This window comes from Brevundimonas sp. UBA7506 (assembly GCF_002479495.1).
Lineage (GTDB): Bacteria > Pseudomonadota > Alphaproteobacteria > Caulobacterales > Caulobacteraceae > Brevundimonas.
Map to the genome: position 1 here is coordinate 59,801 of NZ_DLNQ01000014.1, position 19,486 is coordinate 79,286.

The 19,486-nt window shown below is 68.1% G+C and carries 19 protein-coding genes and 1 tRNA gene; 5 read left to right on the top strand and 15 right to left on the bottom strand.

The genetic code is table 11. The annotated features are described in order from the left end of the window. Nucleotides 1-16: 16 nt before the first annotated feature. From B3K53_RS12320 to B3K53_RS12330, 3 genes are all read right to left on the bottom strand, one after another. Entirely contained in the window at nucleotides 17-580 is a 564-nt protein-coding gene (locus tag B3K53_RS12320; protein ID WP_292084676.1) for a hypothetical protein, read from the bottom strand. Beyond that, a complete protein-coding gene (locus B3K53_RS12325) occupies nucleotides 580-1,458 on the bottom strand; it encodes a 3-hydroxybutyryl-CoA dehydrogenase (RefSeq protein ID WP_292084677.1) in 879 nt (292 codons plus the stop codon). Before B3K53_RS12325 ends, B3K53_RS12320 begins: the two co-directional genes overlap by 1 nt. A 127-nt stretch (nucleotides 1,459-1,585) precedes the next feature. Further along, on the bottom strand, nucleotides 1,586-1,915 hold the full coding sequence (locus B3K53_RS12330) for a YggT family protein (RefSeq protein ID WP_292084678.1): 330 nt from the start codon (nucleotides 1,913-1,915) through the stop codon (nucleotides 1,586-1,588). Nucleotides 1,916-2,038: 123 nt separating this feature from the next. On the opposite strand from B3K53_RS12330, the gene B3K53_RS12335 reads away from it, so the two are divergent. After that, nucleotides 2,039-2,114 (top strand) — tRNA-Ala (locus tag B3K53_RS12335). Nucleotides 2,115-2,162: 48 nt separating this feature from the next. On the opposite strand, the gene B3K53_RS12340 is transcribed toward B3K53_RS12335, so the two are convergent. The 3 genes from B3K53_RS12340 to B3K53_RS12350 form a co-directional block, all read right to left on the bottom strand. Beyond that, nucleotides 2,163-3,185: an NAD-dependent epimerase gene (locus B3K53_RS12340; protein WP_292084679.1), complete on the bottom strand. Its 1,023-nt coding sequence runs from the start codon at nucleotides 3,183-3,185 to the stop codon at nucleotides 2,163-2,165. 43 nt (nucleotides 3,186-3,228) lie between these two features. Beyond that, the gene (locus B3K53_RS12345; RefSeq protein WP_292084680.1) at nucleotides 3,229-5,115 is read right to left on the bottom strand and encodes a M28 family peptidase; all 1,887 of its coding nucleotides are present in this window, start codon (nucleotides 5,113-5,115) and stop codon (nucleotides 3,229-3,231) included. 113 nt (nucleotides 5,116-5,228) lie between these two features. Then, a complete protein-coding gene (locus B3K53_RS12350) occupies nucleotides 5,229-7,475 on the bottom strand; it encodes a TonB-dependent receptor (protein WP_292084682.1) in 2,247 nt (748 codons plus the stop codon). A 248-nt stretch (nucleotides 7,476-7,723) separates the two neighbouring features. Here B3K53_RS12350 and B3K53_RS12355 point away from each other — a divergent pair, with 248 nt between their 5' ends. After that, the gene (locus B3K53_RS12355) at nucleotides 7,724-9,091 is read left to right on the top strand and encodes a metallophosphoesterase (RefSeq protein ID WP_292084684.1); all 1,368 of its coding nucleotides are present in this window, start codon (nucleotides 7,724-7,726) and stop codon (nucleotides 9,089-9,091) included. On the opposite strand, the gene B3K53_RS12360 is transcribed toward B3K53_RS12355, so the two are convergent. The 3 genes from B3K53_RS12360 to chpT all read right to left on the bottom strand — a co-directional run bounded on the left by B3K53_RS12360 (nucleotide 9,088) and on the right by chpT (nucleotide 11,058). Then, nucleotides 9,088-9,903 carry a CheR family methyltransferase gene (locus B3K53_RS12360; protein WP_292084685.1) on the bottom strand — a complete coding sequence of 272 codons (816 nt, stop codon included), beginning with the start codon at nucleotides 9,901-9,903 and terminating at the stop codon, nucleotides 9,088-9,090. The genes B3K53_RS12355 and B3K53_RS12360 overlap by 4 nt on opposite strands. Beyond that, entirely contained in the window at nucleotides 9,900-10,283 is a 384-nt protein-coding gene (locus B3K53_RS12365; RefSeq protein ID WP_292084686.1) for a response regulator, read from the bottom strand. The genes B3K53_RS12360 and B3K53_RS12365 overlap by 4 nt, the downstream gene beginning before the upstream one ends. A gap of 88 nt (nucleotides 10,284-10,371) precedes the next feature. Beyond that, a complete protein-coding gene (gene chpT / locus B3K53_RS12370) occupies nucleotides 10,372-11,058 on the bottom strand; it encodes a histidine phosphotransferase ChpT (protein ID WP_292084688.1) in 687 nt (228 codons plus the stop codon). Between the two features lie 89 nt (nucleotides 11,059-11,147). Here chpT and cysQ point away from each other — a divergent pair, with 89 nt between their 5' ends. Next, on the top strand, nucleotides 11,148-11,933 hold the full coding sequence (gene cysQ / locus B3K53_RS12375) for a 3'(2'),5'-bisphosphate nucleotidase CysQ (protein WP_292084689.1): 786 nt from the start codon (nucleotides 11,148-11,150) through the stop codon (nucleotides 11,931-11,933). On the opposite strand, the gene B3K53_RS12380 is transcribed toward cysQ, so the two are convergent. From B3K53_RS12380 to map, 5 genes are all read right to left on the bottom strand, one after another. Then, on the bottom strand, nucleotides 11,930-12,847 hold the full coding sequence (locus B3K53_RS12380; RefSeq protein ID WP_292084690.1) for an oxidoreductase: 918 nt from the start codon (nucleotides 12,845-12,847) through the stop codon (nucleotides 11,930-11,932). The two genes, cysQ and B3K53_RS12380, sit on opposite strands and share 4 nt — an antisense overlap. A 3-nt stretch (nucleotides 12,848-12,850) precedes the next feature. Next, a complete protein-coding gene (locus tag B3K53_RS12385; RefSeq protein ID WP_292084691.1) occupies nucleotides 12,851-13,093 on the bottom strand; it encodes a BolA family transcriptional regulator in 243 nt (80 codons plus the stop codon). Nucleotides 13,094-13,159: 66 nt separating this feature from the next. Next, entirely contained in the window at nucleotides 13,160-13,684 is a 525-nt protein-coding gene (locus tag B3K53_RS12390; protein WP_292084692.1) for a GNAT family N-acetyltransferase, read from the bottom strand. Then, on the bottom strand, nucleotides 13,681-14,418 hold the full coding sequence (gene radC / locus B3K53_RS12395) for a RadC family protein (RefSeq protein ID WP_292084693.1): 738 nt from the start codon (nucleotides 14,416-14,418) through the stop codon (nucleotides 13,681-13,683). The genes B3K53_RS12390 and radC overlap by 4 nt, the downstream gene beginning before the upstream one ends. A 138-nt stretch (nucleotides 14,419-14,556) precedes the next feature. Further along, nucleotides 14,557-15,378, bottom strand: coding sequence for a type I methionyl aminopeptidase (map, locus tag B3K53_RS12400; RefSeq protein ID WP_292084694.1), 822 nt, complete (start codon nucleotides 15,376-15,378; stop codon nucleotides 14,557-14,559). Between the two features lie 134 nt (nucleotides 15,379-15,512). Here map and B3K53_RS12405 point away from each other — a divergent pair, with 134 nt between their 5' ends. Next, entirely contained in the window at nucleotides 15,513-16,286 is a 774-nt protein-coding gene (locus B3K53_RS12405; protein WP_292084695.1) for a competence/damage-inducible protein A, read from the top strand. Nucleotides 16,287-16,451: 165 nt separating this feature from the next. Beyond that, a complete protein-coding gene (locus B3K53_RS12410; RefSeq protein ID WP_292084696.1) occupies nucleotides 16,452-17,744 on the top strand; it encodes an OmpP1/FadL family transporter in 1,293 nt (430 codons plus the stop codon). Nucleotides 17,745-17,823: 79 nt separating this feature from the next. Here the strand turns inward: B3K53_RS12410 and B3K53_RS12415 are convergent, their stop codons facing one another. Then, complete coding sequence (locus tag B3K53_RS12415) at nucleotides 17,824-19,290, bottom strand: DEAD/DEAH box helicase (RefSeq protein WP_292084733.1); 1,467 nt, start codon at nucleotides 19,288-19,290, stop codon at nucleotides 17,824-17,826. Nucleotides 19,291-19,486 lie beyond the last annotated feature (196 nt).

Sequence of the window (19,486 nt, forward strand, 5' to 3'; positions counted from 1 at the left end):
TAAAACGCGGTAATGTTCAGGGCTGACCGTTCGGCATCAGGCCCATGCGGCCCTTGACCACGGGGGCGGGCGCAAAGGCGATGAAGGCCACGCACAGACCGGCCCACAGAGCGTAGCTGACGCCTACCAGCACCGCCAGCGGCAGACCGGCGACGCCGAAGATCAGCAGGGTGGTCTCCAGCGCGCCCAGCCCCTGGACCAGGCTCTGCGAGGCGATCACCGACAACAGGGACATGACCAGGGCGATCAGGGTCTGTACGGCAGCGGCCAGCAGCCCGCCGAAGACCATGAAGCGGCAGACCACGCCGAGGCGCGTCGAGGGGCGGCCGACCCGCTCATGGGTCTGGCGCAGCAGCCACAGGCCGGCCGGGGCGGCGATCAGGCCCAGCACCAGCAACACCAGCCGCCAGTCGGTGTCGACGCCCGAGGCCCAGTTTTCGGGCGGCCAGACGGCCAGGGTCAGAATGAGCGGCGGCCAGGCGGCGGCGGCGAGGGCGGCCAGCACGAACCTCTGGGTCGAACGGCGCGGCGCGACGCGCTTGAGGCCCGGGAGGTCCTCGATCCGGTCGAGGCGCAGCATCAGCGGGTCGGGACCGGCGTCGCGCCGGAATAGTCGTAGAAGCCGCGGCCGCTCTTCTTGCCCAGCCAGCCGGCCTCGACATACTTCACCAGCAGGGGGCAGGGGCGGTACTTGCTGTCGGCCAGACCGTCGTACAGCACGTTCATGATGGCCAGGACCACGTCCAGACCCATGAAGTCGGCCAACTCCAGCGGCCCCATCGGATGGTTGGCGCCCAGCTTCAGCGCCTTGTCGATCGAGGCGACGTTGCCGACGCCTTCGTAGAGGACATAGATGGCCTCGTTCATCATCGGCACCAGGATGCGGTTGACGATGAAGGCGGGGAAGTCCTCGGATTCGGTGGTGATCTTGCCCAGGCTCTCGGCGAAGGCGACGGCGGCCTCATAAGTGGCGGCCGAGGTGGCGATGCCGCGCACGATCTCGACCAGCTTCATCGTCGGCGCCGGCTTCATGAAGTGCAGGCCGATGAAGCGGTCGGGCCGGTCGCTGACCGAGGCCAGGCGCGTGATCGAAATGGACGAGGTGTTGGACGCCAGCAGGGTGTCGGGGCGCAGGTGGGGCAGCAGGTCGACGAAGACCGATTTCTTGACCGCTTCGTCCTCGGACGCCGCTTCGATGACCAGATCGGCCTGGGCCGCCTCGGCCAGGGAGGCGACGGGCTGAATCCGCGTCAGGGCCGTATCGGCCTCGGCCTGGGTCATCAGCCCGCGCGCGGCGCGCCGCGCCAGGCTGGCCGCGATCTCGCCCTGGGCCAGGGGAATGCGCTCGGCCGACAGGTCGTAGAGCCGCACCTCATAGCCGCCGGCGGCCACCGTCTGAGCGATGCCCGAACCCATTTGCCCGGCGCCGATAACGGCGACTGTCCTGATCGTGGTCATAAATACGCGCAATCTGCGGTCCCGCGGGGACCCGTCGCGCGCACCTTAGGAGCCCGCCCGCCGGGCGCAAGGGGCGGAATGGGGCGGGATTAAGATTCCTGACCGCCCGTGTCCGAGTCTCAACGACCTAGTAGCCGCCCGCCAGACCCAGCGCCGCCTGATACAGCGGCGGCAGCAGATAGCCTTGCACGCCCTGGATGATCAGCAGGGCCACGATCGGGGTCAGGTCGATGCCGCCCAGGGGCGGGATGATCCGGCGCAGCGGGGCCAGGATGGGGCTGGTGAACCGATCCAGGAACTCGGCCACCTGGGCCACGAAGCGGTTGCGATAGTTGATCACGTCAAAGGCGAACAGCCAGCTGAGGATCGCATTGGCGATGATGGCGAACAGCAGAAGCTGCAGCAGCGCGCCCAGCACGAAGAAGATGAAGCCGATGACGCCGGCGCCGATGCCCATGAACCAATTCCCTTGAAAGCAGACCTGTTTCTAGCGGGGCCTTGCGGGAACGCCAAGGATTCCTCCGCGACCCGTTGACACTCCCCCGCGCCGCCCTCTATCTCCGGCATCTGCCTGTCGGTCGGGGCCGTAGCTCAGTTGGTAGAGCGCGTCGTTCGCAATGACGAGGTCAGGGGTTCGACTCCCCTCGGCTCCACCAGGGCTTTTCAGACAATCGGATGTCGAGACGGCGCGTGTGCGCGCCCGCTCAGTTTTCCCGATAGAAGTTGCAGTACCAGTCGACGAAACGGCTGACGCCGTCCTCGACCGGGGTCGAGGGGGCGTAGTCGAGGGCTTTCAGGGTGTCGGCGACATCCGCCTCGGTATTGGCCACGTCGCCGTCCTGCATGGGCATGAGGTTCAGCTTCGCCTTGCGACCCAGCTTCTCTTCCAGAACCTCGATGTAGCGCATCAGGGCGACCGGGCGGCCGGCGCCGAGGTTGAGGATGCGCCAGGGGGCGACGCCGCTGGTGGCCGGGTTGGGGGCGGCGGCGTCCCAAGTCGGGTCGATGGCGGCGGGGCGGTCCAGGGCCGCGATCACGCCGGTGACGATGTCGTCGACATAGGTGAAGTCGCGCGACATCTTCCCTTCGCCGTAGACGTCGATGGGCTCGTCCTTGAGGATGGCGCGGGTGAATTTAAACAGGGCCATGTCCGGGCGGCCCCACGGCCCATAGACGGTGAAGAAGCGCAGGCCCGTGGCCGGGAAGCCGAACAGGTGGGCGTAGGAATGGGCCATGGCCTCATTGGCCAGCTTGGTCGCCGCATAGACGGTCAGCGGGTGGTCGGCCGGGTCACGCACCGAGAAGGGCAGGGCGGCGTTGGCGCCGAAGACCGAGCTGGTCGAGGCGAAGACCAGGTTGGCGGCCTTCACCGCGCGGCAGCCCTCGAGAATGCTGAGGAAGCCGACGACGTTGGAGTCCACATAGGTCTCGGGCGCCTCGAGGCTGTAGCGGACACCAGCCTGGGCGGCGAGGTGGACGACGCGGCGCGGCTGGTGCTCGGCGAACAGGGCGGCGACGCCGTCGCGGTCGGCCAGATCGAGGGTGTGGTGGCGATAGGCAGGGTAGGCCTGAAGCTGGGCCAGACGGGCGTGTTTCAGCGCCGGGTCGTAGTAGGCGTTGAGGTTGTCCAGACCGATGACCGTCTCGCCGCGCTCCAGCAGCCGCCGGGCGGTGTGAAAGCCGATGAAGCCGGCGGAGCCGGTGACGAGAACGGGATCGTGGGACATCAGGCTGCGATAGACGGTTGGACGCGGTTTCGCCAGCGGACGGTCAGGGCAGGGCCTCGGCCACGGCGGGGGTCGGCTCGGCGAAGCGGGCGGCGAGGTTGAGGCCGCAGGCCAGGACCAGACAGGCCGCCGCGCCGATCAGCACCGGGCGGACCGCGCCGACGGGCGGGCTGAGGGGGCGCAGGAAGAGCAGGGCCAGCAGGCCGATCAGGGCCAGGGCGCCGGGCAGGTCCATGCCGATGCCGAGGAAGACGAAATGGCCCAGCCCCATCAACCAGGCGCCGCCGAGCACGCCCGCGACGGCGGCGGGGATCAGGCTGGCGGGCCGGGTCAGATCGGGGTTGATCAGGGCGGCGAGCGCGGCGGCGGTCGCCGCCAGCAGGGTCGGCCAGACGAAGAGCAGGGCGGCCTCGGGGGCGGCGCCCTGAACCACGCAGCCGAGCAGGACGGCGAGAGCGATCAGGCCCAGCCAGGCGCCCCAGGTCGTGGTGGTGGCCTTGACCAGCCACAGCGACAGGGCGGCGGCGATGACGCCCGCGCCGAGCATGACCGGGCTGAAGCCGCCGATCAGCAGGGTCAGAAGGGTCAGGACGGCGACGGTCCCGGCGATCACGCGCGGACGCGACCGGCGCGCCCCGGTCAGGAACAGCAGGGCCAGGGCGAGGATGGTCAGGACGGCGCCCGCCTCCATCCAGGGCAGGCGATGCAGAAGGACATAGTAGGTTTCGGAGGAGGCGGCGCGGCTCGACATCGGCCCGGCCAGCAGGCGCACGGCCTGGGCCAGAACCAGTCCGGCGGACAGGAACCACAGCCCGTCCAGCAGGCCGCGTCCGACCTGTGCGGCGGTCAGGCCGGTGGCGCGTCGGGCGCGCCAGGCGGCGAAGCCGCCGAGCAGGACGGTCAGGCCCAGCAGGCCCCAGCCCATGACGGCCGAATGGCTGAGCATCAGGCGGCCGAAGACGTCGGCGTAGACGGTGTTCGGTCCCTTGGCGGGCAGGGCGGGGGCGCGCAGCAGGGCGTCGGCGGCCTCCAATGCCTGAGAGCCGAGATGCTGCAGGGCGCCTTGGTCGAGGTTCTCGGGCGTGGCGTCGGCGGAATGGTACTGCGCCGGGCGGCCGATGAAGGCGAAGTTCAGCCCGCCGACACCGCGATCCTTGGGGATGGTGAAGTCGGTGCCGTTGGGCATCTGCTCGTACATGAAGACCGCCAGCGAGGTGGCGGTGGTCCCGCCGTCGGCGCGCATGGCGGCGCGGCGGAACAGGTCGACGGTGGGGCCGGCCTCGCGTCCGGTCTCGAACATGGCGGCGCGACCGCCGCCGCCTCGGGCCTCGAGGTTGACCACGGACCCGATGCGGTCGCGTAGGGGGTGCCCGCCGAAGAAGATGCGGGCGCCGTCCAGGCCCAGTTCCTCGGCGTCGGTCAGCAGGACGACCAGGTCGCGTTCGATGGGGCCGCGCGCCTTGATGGCGCGGACGGCCTCCAGCACGGCGCCGACGCCGGTGGAATCATCGGCCGCGCCGGGCGAGCCGACCACGGTGTCGTAGTGGGCCATCAGCATGACGGCGGGCTGGCTGCGGTCTTTTCCGGGCAGGACGCCGACCAGATTGATCGCCTGATTATTGGCGGCGTCGGGATCCCCGCCGGCCTTTTTCAGCCGCTGGATCGCGCCGGGGGACAGGGGCCCGACCTGTTCCTGGGGCGACAGGCCCAGCTGGGTCATGCGGGCTGTGAGATAGGTGCGGACGCGAGCGTGCTCGGCGGACCCGACCGGGTGCGGGGCTTGGGCGATCTGCTCGATGTCGGTCATGGCCCGCGCGGCCGAGAAGGCGGCGGCAGGGGCGTCAAGCGGGCGAGGCCTGGGGACCTGGGTGGTCCAGCCGGCCAGCAAGAAGGCGAGCGTCAGCGATCCGAACAGCAGGGCCAGCCGCATGTGAAAGATCCTCCCCGATCCGGGAGGCAGTAGGGCCAAGCTGGGCCCGGATGGCAAGAGGGCGGCGACAGGTCTCCCTGTCGCCGCCCTCCGATGCGATCAGCCGTGAAGCCTTAGAAGCGCTTGGTCAGTTCCACGCCGTACATGCGCGGTTCGTTGACGAAGGCCGTCAGGTTGTTGAAGTCGATGGCGCCGATGATGTTGGCCTCGTCCGTGATGTTGCGGACATAGGCGGCGGCTTCCAGGCCGCGGTTCAGGTCGCGCCAGCCTGCGCGCAGGCCGCCCTCGAAGTTGGCGTCCTGACGGAACTCCACCGCCTCATAGAGGAAGAGGTTGAAGTCCTTCTGCATCACCCAGTCGGTCGAGGCGAACAGCTCCTGGGCGTCGCCGATGGGGCGGACATAGGACAGGGTCAGGTTGGCGGTGTACTCCGGCGCCTGGGGGAAGGGGTTGCCGTCGATGGCGGCGCGGTCGCTGGCGCCCACCTTCACGATTGGATCAGTGATGGTGCACAGGTGGTTGCCGCAGATGGCGACCAGAAGGTCCTTGTCCTTGATCTCGGTGTGGTTCCAGGCCACGCCGCCGGCCAGGGTGAAGCCCGCGCCCAGATAGACGTCGCCGTCGATCTCCAGGCCGTAGCCCTGACCCTTGTCGGCGTTGATCAGGCGGTTGGAGTTGTCGATGCCGCCGATGGCGGTGAACTGCATGTCCTTGACGTCATACAGATAGGCCGTGGCGTTCAGACGGGCGCGGCCGTTCCACAGGCGGGACTTGAGGCCGGCCTCGTAGGACATGACGGTCTCGGAGGCGGCCGTGGTCAGGACCGGCAGGTTGCGGCCCTGGATCGACGGACCGCGATAGCCGCTGGCCACGCGAGCGAACAGGTTCAGGCTGTCGTTGACTTCATACAGGGCGCTGACGTCCCAGCTGACCTGCTCGTCGCCGACCGAGACCTGGCCCTCGGCGTTGGCCGGCGTGCCGATGACGATCTTGCCGTGATAGTCGCGGCTATCGTCGGTGTAGCGCACGCCGCCGGTGATTTTGAAGGCGTCGGTGACCTGATAGTTGGCCTGACCGAAGATCGACCAGGAGTCCGACTTCTGCACGATGTCGGTGGCCTTGGTGGGGATCAGACCGCCGGTGCCGTTGAAGGTGCCGGACACCAGGTTGATGCGCTCGTCCCAGTAGAAGGCGCCGACCTGCCAGCCCAGACGGCCGTCGCCGTTCGAGGCCAGGCGCAGTTCATAGGTGTTCTGCAGCAGGTCGCTCGAGAGGGTGCCGGACTCGACATTGAACGGGGTCTTGTAGCCGGAGCCTGCGGGGGCCGAGGCCACGCCGCCATCGATGTCGCCGTCGCCCTGGCTGGAGCCCTGATAGGAGCCGACCACGCCGGTCAGGGTGGCGGGACCGAAGTCATAGGCGACCTGCAGCGACTGCGAGGTGGTCTGCTGCTTCTGGAAGTTGTTGCGGCCGCCGTCGTACCAGACCGTCTCGCGGTCGAAGTTGTCGTTCAGTTTGTTGGAGCCCTTGGTCAGGGCGTTGGCGCGGTTCATCGTGCCCGTGCCCTCGTAGTCGCGGGCCTGCAGGGTCAGCAGGGTCGACAGGCGGTCGGTCGGGGTCCAGGCGACGTGAACGCGGCCGGCGATGTCGTCAAAATTGCCGAGATCCTTGCCGTCCTTCTTGGCGAAGGGGGCGTCATAGGCGTTGTTGATGTAGTCGTCGCGGTGGTTCCACAGGGCGGCGACGCGAACCGACAGGGTGTCGGAAGCTGGCAGGGTGACGGCGGCTTCAGCGCGGGTCGAACCGTAGTTGCCGTAGGTCAGCGAGCCATAGCCGGTGAAGTCGTCGCCCGGCTTGGTGGTGTCGATCTTGATCACGCCCGCCGGGGTGTTGCGGCCGAACAGGGTGCCCTGCGGACCGCGCAGCACTTCCAGTTGCTTGACGTCGAAGAGGGGGAAGCCCTTCAGGTAGACGCTCTCCAGCACGATGTCGTCCATCACCATGGAGACGGGCTGAGAGGCGGTGAAGTCGAAGTCCACATTGCCGAGGCCGCGGATGTAGAAGCGCGGGGCGTAGCGGCCGTTCGAGCTTTCGACCTGCAGGCTGGGCACGCGGCCCGACAGGCTGAGGATGTCGGCGCCGCCGGCCGAGATGGCGGTCAGGGTCTCGGTGTTCATCGCCGTGACGGCGAAGGGCACGTCGCGGATGTTCTCGCTGCGGCGCTGGGCGGTGACGACGATCTCGTCGACGGCGACGGCCTGTTCGGCGGCGGCGTCAGCGGTCTGGGCCATGGCCGGGGCGGCGAGGAGCAGGGCGAGGCCGCTGGCGGAAGCGGCGAGGGCGGTAAGGCGAGGGGACATGGGGGGAGGGTCCTCGTTGAAACTGGCGAGGGGCCTAGGTCTGCGGCGACGCTTTTGCCAGCTTCGATAGCGCTGGCTCGATGAAGCTTTCGCGACACGGACACGCTGCCGGAAAACCTGACGCATCAGGCGATGACGGGGGCGTCCTGGCATTGTGCGGCGCAATGTCCCATGCGAAACGGCAGGGCTGCGCCGCCTCTGGCGAGGAAACTCTCGACGCGCCGGGGCGGCCTGACAGGGACCCGCGCATGCCGACTTCCAGCCTTCACCGCCGTCGCCTGTTTCAGCTGATGGCCGTCGCCGTCGTAGCGCCGGGCCTGGGGGCGTCGGCCCCGTCGGCGGGCGCGCAGGCGATCGGTCGGGTTCTGGCCATGTCCGACCTGCACTCGGCCTATGAGCGGACGGGACAGCTGCTGGCGGCGCTGGAGGCCGAAATCGCAGGATCGGATGTTCCGCACCTGATCGCCATCGACGGCGACATCTTCGAGCACGGCAACGTCGTCTCGGTGCGCTCAGGCGGAGCCATCGACTGGGCTTTCCTCGGCGAACTGCCGAAGCTGGCGCCCACGGTGGTCAACCTGGGCAACCACGACAACGATCTGACGCCGGACCTGCATGAGGTGGTGGCGCGCATGCGGTCGCTGGGCGTTCTGGTGGTCAGCAATATCGTCGATGCGCGCACGGGCCAGCCCTACGCCGAGGCCGCCGTGACCGTGCCGTTGGGCCGGCGGTCGCTGATCATCGTCGGGGCGGGGACGGATTCGCTGAACACCTATCCCAAGGTCAGCCGCGACTGGCTGTCGATCCCCGAACCGGGCGACTGGGCGCAGGCGAACCTGGCCCGGCTGCTGGACGGGGCCGACCTGATGCTGGTGATGAGCCATGCCGGGGTGGCCGGGGATCGCGACATCCTGCCCCTTCTGCCCGAAGGGGCGCTGATGATCGGCGGGCACAACCATCTGCTGTTCCAGCATGAACAGGGCCGCAGCGCCTATGCCCACACTGGATCGTGGAGCAACGCCTACACCACGGCGACCCTGTTCGACGACGGGCGGATCACGGTCGGCTCCACGGCGGTGGATCGCGAAGCCGCGCCATCGGCGCGCATCGCCGATCTGATCGCGACGACCCTGGCGACGCATCTGACCGACGAGGAAAGGGCGGTGCTGGGCGTCAGTCCGCGCGCGATGAGCCTGGGCGAAACCGGCCGGGCCGTCGCCGCCGCGCTGGCGAGAGCGGCGGACGCCGAGGCGGGCTTCATCGGCCACACCACCCTGGGGACCGGCCTGCCGGCGGGGCCGGTGACGCGTTATGAGTTCGACGCCGTGGTGCGCTTCGACGGCAAGCTGATGGTCGCCGAGGTCCCGGTTGAACGCCTGGCGGGCTTCATGGCGCGAGCCAACCAGGATCGAACCATGCCCCTGGCCGAGCGCAACGGCGACTTCGTCTATGGTGCGGTGAGCGATGTCGCGGGCAGGGCAACCATCCGTCTGGTCACGACCGACTGGTGCGCCCTGAATCAGGCCGAGTATTTCGGCGTCAGCGATCTGGTTTTCAGCGAGGTTCCGCAGGTGCGGGTCAAGGCGGCAGCGGCCGAAGGCCTGCTGACGGCCTAGGCGGCGCGGCGCACCGCCGATGGGGCCTTCACATACAGGCCCTTGCGGCCGGCGACCGGACGGAAGGCGACGCTGTCGCCCTCAGGCCGCTCGTCGACCCCGAGGAAGAGGCAGCCGTCGTCCACCAGCTGGCGCTCCAGGCGGTCCAACACCTGAGCGCGGCGTTCGGGCTCCAGATCGCAGAGCACATGGCGGCAGAAGATGACGTCGAACTGGCGCTCGTCGGCTGGTTCGTCGAGCAGGTTGGCGCGTTCGAATTTCACCGCGCTGCGCAGCTCGGGACGGGCGCGCCATTGTTCATCGGCTTGTTCGAACCAGCGCAGCATGGTGCGGGCCGACAGCCCGCGCTGGATTTCGAACGAGGTGTAGAGGCCCGAATGCGCCTTTTCGATCGACAGGCGCGACAGGTCTGTGGCGAGGATTTCCACGTCGGCCCTGTTCTCCAGGGCGGCGATGGCCAGGGAATAGGCCTCCTGACCGGTCGAGGCACCGGCGGACCACAGCCGCACCTTGCCGCCGGGCCGGGCGGCGGTCAGGGCCGGCATCAGTTCACGCGCAAAGACGTCGAAAACGGCGCGGTCGCGGCGGAACCAGGTTTCGCCGTTCAGCAGGGCTTCGATCACCGCCCAGCCAAGCGAGGCGACCGGCTTGTTCCACAGCGTCGCCAGCATGGCCTCGACATTGTGGTAGCCCTCGCGGCGCGCCACGGGGCCCAGGCGATGCTCGGCCAGATGCATCCGGTCGCGCGACAGCCGAAAGCCGGCGCGGGACGCCAGCAAGGTCTGAAGGCGATCGAAATCCTCCGGCGTCATGACGGCGACTGAACAGCTCCCACTTCGGCGAGTTTGGAATGAAGGATCTCGCCGTCGAAGGGTTTCATAACATAATCGTCGGCCCCTGCGGACAGGGCTTCTGCAATCCGGTCGGCGCGGGTCTCGATCGTGCAGAACAACACCTTGGGTACGCGGCCGCCAGGCAGGTCGCGCAGGCGACGCAGGAAGCTGAGACCGTCCATGACCGGCATCTGCCAGTCCAGGAGGACCACCTGGGGCATCAGGCCCATGCAGTAGGTCAGGGCCTCGGCGCCGTCGGCGGCTTCATCGACCTCGAAGCCAAGGTCCTCGATGATGCGGCGCGCGACCTTGCGGATGATCCGGCTGTCATCGACGATCAAACAGGTCTTGAGGTCCAAGGGCTCTATCCCGCTGCGCGCACAATCAAAGCGCGGCTCGCGCCATGATCGTTCCTGGGGGTTAACGGACGATTGGAACGGGCCGCGATCAGGCCGGAATGCGGGCGATCAGACCGACGCGGCCCTCGTCGCTGGCGACATCGAGGCGTCCGCCCGCCTCGTTGACGGCCAGCCACAGCCAGTAGGGCTGGATCCACTGACCGGCCAGACCCTCGGTCAGGCGTTGCCCGCCGAGCCCGGTCAGGGCCTCGGGCTTGAGCCGCGCGCGGTTCCCCTCGGCCGATCCGATCAGCAGAAGACGGTCGCTTTCGCGGCGAGCGGTGATGGTCGCCACCCCGCCGGTCGGAAGGGCGCCAAGGGCCATCCAGGCCAGATTGATCAGGATGCGGGCCTCGGGCTTGGAGAGCGTCTGGCCGTCGTCGATGCGCCAGTCCAGCGTGGCGCGTCCGCCTTCGGACAGGTTGGCGACCAGGCCGCGCAGCTCGGCCGAGACAAAGTGTTCGCTGGTGGTGGCGGCGCCGAAGGCGACGCGGGCGAAATGGACGTGGGCCACCATCTTCTTCGCGCTCTGGCGGATCAGGCTCATGGCGTCGTCGCGCATATCCTGGGCGGTGGGGTCCTCCAGCAGGTCCAGCCCCGACATGATGGCGCCGGCCGGGCTGATGAAGTCGTGACACAGCTTTCCAGCGATGAAGGCCGCCAGTTCGGCGCCGCCCACGGGCAGGTCGGCGGCGGCGAGGTCGGCCGAGGGAATAGCTAGGTCAGGGAGGGTCATCGTTCGGGCGGTCTTCTGGATGGAATGGTTAAGGCTGACCTGATTTGCCGGTTCTTGAAACCGGTCGCATGGGCTATCGAGGCGAAGACATGACGCACGCTCTTGAGACCGACCTCGCTTCCGGCGCCCTCGCCGAGACCATCGCCGACATCGCCGAGGAGGCTGCGCGTCTGATCCTGCCGTTCTGGCGGGCCGACACGGCGGTCGAGACCAAGTCCGACGCCAGCCCGGTGACCGAGGCCGACCGCGCCGCCGAGGCCCTGATCCTGAAGCGGCTGGCCGAGCACTGGCCCGAGGTCGAGGCTGTGGCCGAGGAAGCCTCCGCCGCCGACGGCGTCCCGACCTCGGTCGGCGAGTGGTTCTGGCTGATCGACCCGTTGGACGGGACCAAGGGCTTTGTTCAGGGCCGCGAGAGCTTCACCGTCAACATCGCCCTGATGCGCGGCGACGCCCCTGTCGCGGGCGTGGTGACGGCCCCAGCCACGGGGGTGACCTGGGCCTCGACCACACCAGGCAAGGGGGCCGTGCGCCGCGCCTTCGGCGAGGCCTGGCGGCCGATCAAGGTGCGCGACCGTCCGGCCGAAGGCGTCGCCTTGCTGAGCCACAGCATGACCGACGAGGAGGCGGCGCGGCTGGCCGCGCGTCACGGCTGCAGCCGGTGGCAGGGCACGGACTCGTCGTTGAAGTTCTGCCTCATCGCCGAGGGCCGTTTCGACGCCTACCCGCGCACCGGGCCGACATCCGAATGGGATACGGCCGCCGGGCAGGCGGTGCTGGAAGCGGCCGGGGGCCGCGTCCTGGGGGCGGACGGGGCGCGGTTGGCCTATCGCAAGCCGGGCTTCCTCAACGGGCCGTTCGTCGCTGTGGGCGGCTAAGCCGCCGCCGAGCCCACGCGCGCCATCTCGATCTGGGCCGACAGGCCGGGCGGCAGATCGCGCTCAGGAACGGCCGCCAGAGCCTCCATCCGCTCTGGATTGACGGCGTCCACCATGACGCTGGCGATGGCCGGGTCGGTCAAGGTGAAGGCCAGGCAGATTTCCTCGGCCTTCCAGTTCGTCGTCTGGTGCAGGAAGGCGAAGGAGCCGGCGTTGGCCAGGCCCGGATCGACGGGCTTGGCGCCGAAACCGAACAGGCCCTTCTTCTTGGGCGCTGCGCCCGCGCCCGCCGCCTTGCGTTCGGTCGACAGGCTTTCAGGGAAGTAGTCGTAGGTGAAGACCGCCATGTCGCGTTCGCGCGCGGCTCGCATCCGCGAGCGGATGCGCCATTCCACATTGGCGTGGAAGGGGGTGTAGAGAACGTCGAAGGCCCCGGTCGAGACATAGACGTCCATCACGGGCGCGTCGCCCGACACGCCGAGCAGCTTGACGTGACCGGCCTTGCGCTGGGCCTTCAGCACGATCAGCGAAGCCTGGGGCAGTTCATCGTCGGCGGGTTCGTCCAGCACGGCGACGTCGAACCAGCCCAGACCCGAGGCGTGCAGGGCGCGGTCGATCGATCCGCTCAGGCCCTCGGCCGAGAAGTCACGAAAGCCCTTTTTACGCCCGTCGCCGACGCCCAGGGTGAGGCCGACGCAGACCAGGCGACGCTCGACATGGCCGAGGGCCTCGCCGACGATCTCGGCCAGGACCGGGTCGGCGTTCTCGAGGTGATAGCTGTTCACCCCTGCTTCGAGTGCGGTGAAGATCAGCTCGCTGAGGGCCGCGCGTCCCCGCCCCAGGGCCTCATGCCCGAGGCTGAGGGTCAGGTTCGAGACCGCCGCGCCGGTGCCGCCGAACGGACGATAGCGCATGGGTCAGCCCGCCTCGGCAGGGGCGGAGGTCTCCAGCGCGAGGGCGTGCAACTCGCCGCCCATCTGACCCTTCAACGCGCCGTAGACCAACTGGTGCTGGCGCACACGCGGCAGGCCCTTGAAAGCCGCTGATACGATCCGGGCGCGATAGTGGTCGCCGTCGCCGGCCAGGTCCTCGATGGCGATGTCCGCATCGGGGAAGGCCTCGACCAGATGGGCGCGAAGGACGTCGACGGACATGGGCATGAAGCTACTCTCGAAACCGGAAGATCGGATCTGAACTGTAAAACCTAGAGAGGTCTGCGCCGTCTGTCAGCCCGCAACCGCGCGGGGTCGTTCAAACAGGGTGACGCGCGAGTCCTTGTAGTCGGCTTCGGCATAGGGGCGGTAGCCGACGCGCTCCGCCAGCTTCACCGAGGGGGCGTTGTCGGGCGAGATCATGCAGACGGTGCGCGGCTCCAGCCGATAGGCGTCGGTCCAGGTCAGGGCCGCCTGCAGGGCTTCAAGCGCCAGGCCTTGACCCTGAAAGGCGGGGGCCACGCCCCAGCCCAGTTCCGGCGCATCGAAGGCCGGGGTCATCTCGCGCCGATAGTCCAGCACCCCGACGCTGCCGACATAGGCGCCAGTATCCGTCTCGCGGATCGACCAGTTGCCGTACCCCTTGGCCTGCCAGTGGCCGATATCGCGCAACAGCCGGAACCAGACCTCTTCCTCCGACAGGCCGCGCCCCATGATGTGGCGGGTGAAGTCGGCGTCGGCCCAGAGCGGGATCAGATCGTCCATGTCGCCGACGGCGACAGGCGTCAGGGTCAGGCGGTCGGTGGTCAGGATGGTCACATCAAACCCAGTTGCTTGAAGCTGGCCACGCCTTCGCGGCCGACGATGAGGTGGTCGTGGACCTGGACAGCGAGCGAGCGCGCGGCCTCGATCACCTGTCTCGTCATGTCGATGTCGGCGCGACTGGGGGTGGGGTCGCCGGAGGGGTGATTGTGGACGATGATCATGGCGCTGGCCGACAGCTCCAGCGCGCGGCGCACCACCTCGCGCGGATAGACAGGGGCGTGATCCACCGTGCCCCGGTTCTGGATCTCGTCGAGGATCAGCTGGTTCTTCTTGTCGAGGTAGAGGACGCGGAACTGCTCGCGCGGCTCGTGCTGCAGCGACAGGCGGACATAGGCCAGCAGGGCCGTCCAGGACGAGATGACGGTGCGCTTGTTGGCCTCCTCCTTGGCCACGCGGCGCGATACCTCGTGCAGGGCGGCTAGGTCCAGGGCGGTCTCGGCGCCGACGCCCTTGGAGCGGCCGCGCGAGTCCTCTGCGCGGACGGTCATCAGGTCCTCGACCGAGGCGGCCAGGACGGCGGCCAGGGAGCCGAAGCGGGTCAGCAGGGCCTTGGCGATCGGCTTGACGTCGCCCTGCGGCTGACTGCGGAACAGGAAGAGCTCCAGCAGTTCATAGTCAGGCAGGTGGTGGATGCCGGCGCCGCGCGCGCGTTCGCGCAGCCGTTCGCGATGACCGGCGTGGTGCGGCTTGGCCTGCTTTGGAATTGCTCCCGCGACGCCGTCGGACACGATGCCCCCATCCGCTCATCCCCGCGGAGGCGGGGACCCAGTCCTGGGACCGGACGCTAACTTGTCCGTCGCAGGGATCAAGCGCTGGATTGCGGGGCCAAAGCTCTGGGTCCCCGCCTCCGCGGGGATGAGCGGGGTCTAGAATTTCGGGCGGAACAGGCCCTTCGGCGAGGCCGAGAAGATTTCCAGACCGTCCTCGGTCACGCCAATGGTGTGCTCGCACTGGGCCGACAGGGACTTGTCGCGGGTCACGGCAGTCCAGCCGTCGGACAGCACCTTCACCGCCGGCTTGCCCAGGTTCACCATCGGCTCGACGGTGAAGAACATGCCGGGCTTCAGCACGGCGCCCTCGCCGCGGCGGCCATAGTGCAGGACATTGGGGCTGTCGTGGAAGACGCGGCCGATGCCGTGACCGCAGAAGTCGCGCACCACGCTCATGCGCTGGGCCTCGACGAATTTCTGGATGGCATAGCCGATGTCGCCGAAGGTGGCGCCGGGCTTGACCTGGGCCAGACCCAGTTCCAGCGCCTCATAGGTGACGTCGATCAGCTTCTTGGACCGGGCGTTGATCTCGCCGACCGGATACATGCGGCTCGAGTCGCCATGCCAGCCATCGATGATGACGGTGTGGTCGATGTTGACGATGTCGCCTTCCTTCAGAACCTTGTCGCCCGGAATGCCGTGGCAGACGACGTGGTTGATCGAGGTGCAGATCGTCCGGGTGTAGCCCTTGTAGCCGAGGCAGGCGGGGACGCCGCCGCGCGCCAGGGTGAACTCGCGCACCAGATCGTCCAGTTCGCCGGTGGTGACGCCGGGCTTCACGTGCTCGCCGATCATGTCCAGAGCCTCGGCCACCAGACGTCCGGCCTTGCGCATGCCCTCGAAGGCCTCCGCGTCATGGATGCGGATTTCATGGCTGCGGACGAAGGCGTCGGTATCCAGGTCGGGGGTCTCGTACATGATCTGCTTTCGGGCGCCGCGACGAAAGGGAGGGCGGCTGTTTCTTAGACGTCAGATGGCGAGACTAGCACAAAAGCTCAACCCCGTCAGGCGGAGACGATGACGCGGCGGAAGGCGGCGCCTATCTGCAGATCATGACCGATCAAGCCGCCCCCACTGCCGCCGTTCTGATTATCGGGGATGAAATCCTGTCCGGTCGGACGCGGGACACCAACCTGAACACCATCGCCCGATTTCTGGCGGCCTTGGGGATCGACCTGATGGAGGCGCGCACGGTCGGCGACCGGCAATCGCAGATCGTGGAGGCGTTGAACGCCCTGCGCGCGACCTATGACTACGTGTTCACGACGGGCGGCATTGGTCCGACCCATGACGACATTACCGCCGACGCTGTCGGGGCCGCCTTCGGCGTGCCGGTGAACGAGCACCCTGACGCCGTGGCCGTTCTGGAGCGCCGTTACCGACCTGGCGAGTTCAACGCCGCGCGCCGGCGCATGGCGCGCATTCCTGACGGCGGGACCCTGATCGCCAATCCGGTGACGGATGCGCCGGGGTTCCAGATCGGCAATGTCTTCGTCATGGCGGGCGTGCCGAAGATCATGGAGGCCATGCTGCAGGACGTGGTCCCGCGTCTGCGCACGGGGGCCGTGGTCCATGCCAGGACGATCCGGGTCGAAGGCGTCGGCGAGGGGGGCGTCGCCGAGGTTCTGAGGGCCGCCGCGGAGGCTCGTCCGGACCTGTCGTTCGGCAGCTATCCTTTCGGCTTGGGCGGCGAAGGACCGGTCGGAACCCAGCTGGTGATCCGTGGTCGTGATGAAGCGAAAGTTGACCTTGCGGAACACGATCTTTCTCGCGAACTGCGTTATTTGGGAATTAATCTTGCCGTAACGTCACCGTCTCAGGTGTAGAATTGTGCGACAAAGTCGCCACGGTTTCGACGATTTGCGGTCCGAGAGGAGTCTCAGGCGCAACGCTTTCATGACACGAGCGCTGTGGCTGATAGCGTGGCGCCTCTCCCCGAAAAACGACCCGTTCACCAGTAAGAACGGGCGGACTTACATAGGTGAAACAGTATGACCCCCAGGAACACGGCTCGCATCGGCGGCCTTGCAGTCCTCATGGCCTCCGTGGCGGCCCCGGCCTTCGCCGGCTCCTTCTATCTTCAGGAACAGTCGGTGCGCGGCGCCGGTCGCGCCTTCTCGGGCGAAGCCGCCGATCGCGGCACCGGCTCGATGTGGTGGAACCCCGCCGCCATCGCCCGCAGCGGGCGCGAGCTGTCGTTCGGCATGCACGCCATCCGCATCGACTCCGAAGTGAAGAACGCCGGCTCCTATGTCACCTATCCGGGCGGCGTGAACGTGCCGGTGCGCGACCCGCGCAACACCGAGGTGGATCCGATCGAAAGCGGCCTGGTGCCCAACTTCGCCTTCGCCACCCCGATCGGCGACCGCTTCGCCGTCGGCGTCTCGGTGGCCGCGCCCTACAACTTCACCACCAAATACGAGCCGGGTTCGTTCGCCCGCTATGACGCCCTGACCTCGGAACTGCGCTCGGGCGACGCCAGCCTGACCGTGGCCTATCAGGTCAACGACTGGCTGGACCTCGGCGCCGGCCTGAACGCCCAGTACGTCAAGGCCAAGCTGACCTCGGCCATGCCGTCGGTCTCGCCCCTGCTGCCGGACGGCTCGTCCTCGCTGGAAGGCGACGGATGGGATTTCGGATGGAACGTCGGCGCCCAGGTGCACAAGGGCGCGTGGGACTTTGGCCTGTCCTATCGCTCGGCCATCGAGCATGAACTGGACGGCGACGTGAACATCGTCCTGACCGGCCCCCTGGCGCCCAACAGCGTCTCGACCGGCGGCATGGCCAGCTTCAACACCCCGTGGTTCGCCTCGGCCTCGGTGCGTTACGCCGTCAACGACAAGCTGACCCTGAACGCCCAGGTCAACCGCATCGGCTGGTCCGAGTTCGACGCCATCAACGTCGAATATCCGAACGGCGGCGACTCCATCCATCAGAACTACAAGGACGTGACCACCGGCGCCATCGGCCTGGATTACGCCTACAGCGACAAGACCACCCTGCGCGCCGGCGTCGGCTATGATCCGACCCCGACCCGCGACAGCCTGCGCACGGCCCGCATCCCCGACGCCGACCGTCTGCTGGTCTCGGTCGGCGCCTCGACCGAGGTGAACAAGGGCGTGACCTTCGACGCGGGTCTGACCTACATCGCCTTCAGCGACTCAGACATCTATGACGACCGCACCTTCTACGCCGGCACTCCGGCGGCGACGACGTCCCACCTGCGCGGCACGGCCGAGGGTTCGGCTCTGGTCGCCTCGCTGGGCGCGCGCTGGGCCTTCTGATCCCGGCCCCAGACTCATATGGAAAGGGCGGCTCCCTTGCGGGAGCCGCCCTTTTTCTTTGGCTTCGGATCAGACGATCCTAGGCGCTGTAGCCCTTGCCGCCGTTCGACGGGCGACGACGGGGGCGGCGCTTCATCTCGCCGACCGGCTTGGGCTCGGCCGCCGGTTGGGCGCGCGGCGACGACTTGGGACGTTCGCCCGCCATCGGATCATAGGCCGCCGCCGGACGCTCGGCGTGGTGGGTGCGGTCGCGGCCGCCCTTGCGCTGGCGGTGCGGCTGACCGCCGCCCTCCGGCTTGACGCCGTCGCGACGCGGGTTGCGAGGACGATTGCGGCCTTCGCCGCCGCGGCCTTCACGACCTTCGCGCTCGGGCAGGGTCGCCTTCTTGGCCACGCCCGCCGCCATGATCGAGGCGTCCAGCTGGGCCAGGGCCTTGTCGTTGCGGCGATCCACGGCCGGGATCTTCTGGCGCGTGACCTTCTCAATGTCCTTCAGCAGCTTCATCTCGTCGCCGGCGACGAAGCTGATGGCGGTGCCGTCCTTGCCCGCGCGGGCCGTACGGCCGATGCGGTGGACATAGGCTTCCGGCACATAGGGCAGTTCGAAGTTCACCACGTGGGTGACCTTGTCCACGTCGATGCCGCGCGCGGCGATGTCGGTGGCGACCAGAACGCGCAGCTTGCCGTTCTTGAAGGCTTCCAGGGCGCGCTCACGCTGCGGCTGGCTCTTGTTGCCGTGGATGGCGCCGGCTTCGACGCCGCCGGCTTCCAGATAGGCCGCGACCTTGTCGGCGCCGTGCTTGGTCTTGGTGAAGACCAGGCAGCGCGTATAGGCGGGGTCGCTGAACAGCTCGGTCAGCAGGGCGCGCTTGCGGCCCTGTTCGATGTGGATGACCGACTGTTTGATGCGCTCGACCGTGGTCGACTGCGGCGTGACCTGGACCTTGACGGGATCCTTCAGCAGCTCGCCGGCCAGCTTGCCGATCTCCGACGGCATGGTGGCCGAGAAGAAGAGGTTTTGACGCTTGGCCGGGATGCGGCTGACGATCTGACGGATGGGCTTGATGAAGCCCAGGTCCAGCATCTGGTCGGCCTCGTCCAGGACGAAGATCTCACAGGTCGACAGGTCCAGGGTCTTTTGCTGGATGTGGTCCAGCAGGCGGCCGGGGGCGGCCACCAGAACGTCCAGGCCCTGCTGAAGGGCGCGTTCCTGGCCGCCGTACTTCACGCCGCCGAAGATGACGGCGACGCGGAAGCCCAGATGGGCGCCGTACTGCTTGAAGCTCTCGCCGATCTGGGTGGCCAGTTCGCGCGTCGGGCTCAGGATCAGAGCGCGCGTGGTGCGCGGGCGCGGCGGGATGCGGTTCTCGGCCAGGCGATGCAGGATCGGCAGGGCGAAGGCGGCCGTCTTGCCGGTGCCGGTCTGGGCGATGCCCAGCAGGTCCTTGCCCGCCATGACGTCGGGAATGGCCTTGGCCTGGATCGGCGTCGGCTTTTCATAGCCGGTCGCGGCCAGGGCCTGAAGGATGGCCTTGTTCAGGCCCATGGATTCAAAGGTGGTGTTGCTCACGGAGCGTCTTTCGCTTGCGGAAGTGCGCATCCCGCGTGCGTCAGGTCGAGAAGGCGAAGCCTTCTGACCGCACGCAACAAGGAAGACGCACCGCCAGTCCCGATAGAGCTTCGGAATGAAGCCGTCGGGGTGGATCGGGCGCCGCCCCGCGTGTCCGGACGACGTAATGACT